The organism is Sphingobacterium cavernae, assembly GCF_008520265.1.
GTDB classification, from domain to species: Bacteria; Bacteroidota; Bacteroidia; order Sphingobacteriales; family Sphingobacteriaceae; genus Sphingobacterium; species Sphingobacterium cavernae.
The window spans coordinates 1-3,249 of sequence record NZ_VIQM01000098.1 but is presented as its reverse complement, the minus strand read 5'-3'; the positions used below and the strand labels follow the sequence as shown (position 1 = coordinate 3,249).

Annotated in this window: 4 protein-coding genes; all 4 read left to right on the top strand. The window is 34.5% G+C overall.

What is annotated here, in order from left to right:
• Window positions 1–289, top strand: a 289-nt coding sequence (locus tag FLS47_RS16795; RefSeq protein WP_149915484.1) for a transposase, incomplete at its 5' end; no start/stop codon positions are given.
• A 70-nt stretch (window positions 290–359) separates the two neighbouring features.
• A complete protein-coding gene (locus tag FLS47_RS16790; RefSeq protein WP_149915483.1) occupies window positions 360–809 on the top strand; it encodes a hypothetical protein in 450 nt (149 codons plus the stop codon).
• A 212-nt stretch (window positions 810–1,021) separates the two neighbouring features.
• Window positions 1,022–2,536, top strand: coding sequence for a glycoside hydrolase family 43 protein (locus FLS47_RS16785; protein WP_223225398.1), 1,515 nt, complete (start codon window positions 1,022–1,024; stop codon window positions 2,534–2,536).
• A gap of 189 nt (window positions 2,537–2,725) precedes the next feature.
• A complete protein-coding gene (ppnP, locus tag FLS47_RS16780) occupies window positions 2,726–3,004 on the top strand; it encodes a pyrimidine/purine nucleoside phosphorylase (RefSeq protein ID WP_149915482.1) in 279 nt (92 codons plus the stop codon).
• The last annotated feature ends 245 nt before the right edge of the window (window positions 3,005–3,249 follow it).

Below are 3,249 nucleotides of genomic sequence, written 5' to 3'. Positions count from 1 at the left end.
GTTTGAAATTCTTTTCATCGATGGAATACATCTAGTCACCGGAATACGAAACAAGATGAAAAATAGCCTAATGAGTATGAATGATAAGATTATGCTTAGAAAAAGATCAGTTATAGAAACTGTGAACGACGAACTTAAAAACATCTGTCAGATTGAGCATTCAAGACATCGTTCATTCATCAACTTTATCGTAAATATCTTAGCTGGATTAGCAGCATACAGTTTCTTCCCTAAGAAACCTTCAATCAAATATCAAACGGTAAAAACTAACCAATTGTACGCTTTTTAATTATCGAATTCAGGTTTATAATTCTTTCGAGTGGCCAACAGGTATTTCTATTTTTTTAGATGGTCGTTATTTGGATCATGAAACGGGACGCAATCTTCCTATTGAAGCTATGGAATCTGTTGAGATACTTAGTCACAAGGCCTATTCGAGTATATATTATGGGGCGGTTCCTAAGGAAGAGGTAGGTACTGTTATGGTTCTGACTACTAAAATCGGGCATGATGGTTATAATTCGAATCAAAAAGAATACGGTCAAATTAATTATACGCCTAAAGGGATTCATATCAATTCTTCATTTTTCAAACCAGTCTATTCTGAAGATACGGATAGAAGTAAATTTAATGATTTACGTTCTACGATTCATTGGGAGCCTAGTATTGTAGTTGGAAAATCGGGTTTTGCACAATTTGATTTCTTTACAGCAGACACACCTGGTATATATGAACTGACGCTAGAAGGCTTGGAATTAAATGGAGCAGTGGTAAATAAAAAAATATATATCAATGTTGTTGATCATTAGTTCAAGGGAAGAGCAGTAAAGTGTAATGTAAGTGTTTTGTTAGTTTTATTTGAATAAACAACATAAATTAATTTACTAATTGTTCCGTGATGAAAAATCTCTGTCTGCATATACTGATGATTGTTATAGCTGTCGTTAATTTAAAGGCTCAATCTAATTATGTGTCTTCAGTTTGGTAGCCGGATTTAAATAATGGAAAGTATAAAAATCCTATAATTTATTCTGATTATTCAGATCCTGATGTTATCAGAGTCGGTGATGATTTCTATATGACTGCGTCGAGTTTTAATGCTATTCCAGGTTTACCAATTTTGCACTCGAAAGACATGATTCATTGGGAAATAATTAATCATGCCATACCAAAATTAGAAGGCGAAGGAATTCCGACTGATTTTTTTAATAAAACACAACATGGTAATGGTATTTGGGCGCCTGCTATACGATTTCATAAAGGTGAATTTTATATTTACTATGGTGATCCAGATTTTGAGATATATATGACCAAAACCACAGATCCCCGAAAAGAATGGGAACCATTGGTACTGGTTAAGGCAGGCAAAGGTTTGATTGATGCTTGTCCTTTTTGGGATGATGATGGAAATGCTTATTTAGTACATGCTTATGCGGGAAGTCGTGCAGGAATAAAAAGTTTAATTGCTATCACAAAACTTTCCGTTGATGGCCGTAAGGCAATCGGCACTTGCAAGACTGTATATGATGGGCATGAAATCGATAAAACTATCGAAGGTCCGAAAATGCATAAACGAAACAATTATTATTATATATTTTGTCCGGCAGGTGGAGTGGCTACTGGTTGGCAGACGGTTTTGCGTTCAAAATCAATTTTTAGACCTTACGAACGTAAAATCGTGTTGGAACAGGGAAATACAGAGATTAATGGCCCACATCAAGGCGCCTGGGTGGATTCACCTGATGGCAAGGATTGGTTCTACCACTTTCAACATGCAGGTGCATTTGGACGTATAATTCATTTGAAACCGATGACCTGGAGAGATAATTGGCCAGTAATTGGAGTAAATCCTAATCAAAAAGGAATTGGATTTCCAACATCTACATTTGAAAAACCTATAAAAATAATAGATGTGAAGCATCCACAAGAGTCTGATGAATTTAATTCTAACACATTAGGGCTGCAATGGCAATGGCATGGAAATCCACAAGATTGGTGGCATTACTGTAATGCATCTAACGGTTTACTTTCTTTGTATTCTGTATCCAATGCACCTCATTATAAGAATTTATTTGATGTTCCAAATTTATTATTGCAGAAAATACCAGGGCCAATATTTACAGTCACTACGAAAGTAAATTTTAAAGCTAACCCTCAAGCAAAACATGAACGAACAGGCTTGCTCATTATAGGTATGGATTACTCACTCTTGTCAATCGATTATGATGAGCGTGGTTATACATTATCTCAAATCGACTGTTATGGAGCAGAGAAGGGTAGTCAAGAGCGGGTGAATGCTTCAGTAACTTTGAAGAATGGAAATGTATATTTACAGATGAAGTTTCAAAATACAAACACCGCGCAATTTTATTACAGTCTTGACGGAAAAAACTTCCAGCCTATAGGGAAAATATTTAAAGCGAGAGAGGGAAAATGGATTGGTACAAAGATTGGATTATTTTGTTCTCGTTTTAACCCGTTAAATGATGGGGGGCAAGCCGACTTCGATTGGTTTAGAATTACTAATAAAATCTAGTAAGGTTGAAGAATTATCTTGATAGTGTTTAGATGCCACTTTATACTCGATTTATAATATACAGATAAAATCGTTTGTATGAGCAGTGATGTTTTGAAATATCTTTAAGATTTTAATTATGTAGATTTAAAATTCTTAATAAAAAGTTCTTTGTGTTGTAATTTCAATACATATCATTAATTTAGTGTTATGATCAATTTAAACGAATATTTTGAGGGAGCCGTTAAATCTTTGGCTTATGAAAACGGTGGTAAATCTACCGTAGGGGTAATTGAGGCAGGTGAATTTGAGTTTGGTACTTCGACACCTGAAACTATGTTGATTATCGAGGGTGAGATGAAAGTGTTGCTTCCTGGAAATACTGCATGGCAAATTTTCTCAGCCGGACAGCAGTTTGAGGTAGCGGCAAATGCATCATTCAAAGTGCGTGTAGATACACCGACGTCTTATTTATGTAAATACAAATAGGTATTACAGTAGAATTATTAAAAATGGAATCAATCTATTAAATGTAGATTGATTCCACTTTTTTTTTGTAAAAGAGTTTTTGGCATTAAATGCTCGGGTATACCCTAGAAGATATATTTTAACGTGAGTTCGGGATAAGAAAAAGCTTTAAAAAAGAGGCTGTAAAACATAAAATAGGCTTGATTTTTGTATATAAATAGTTGACTATCAATTCAATACAATAATAAATCAAGCCTTATGTTGAG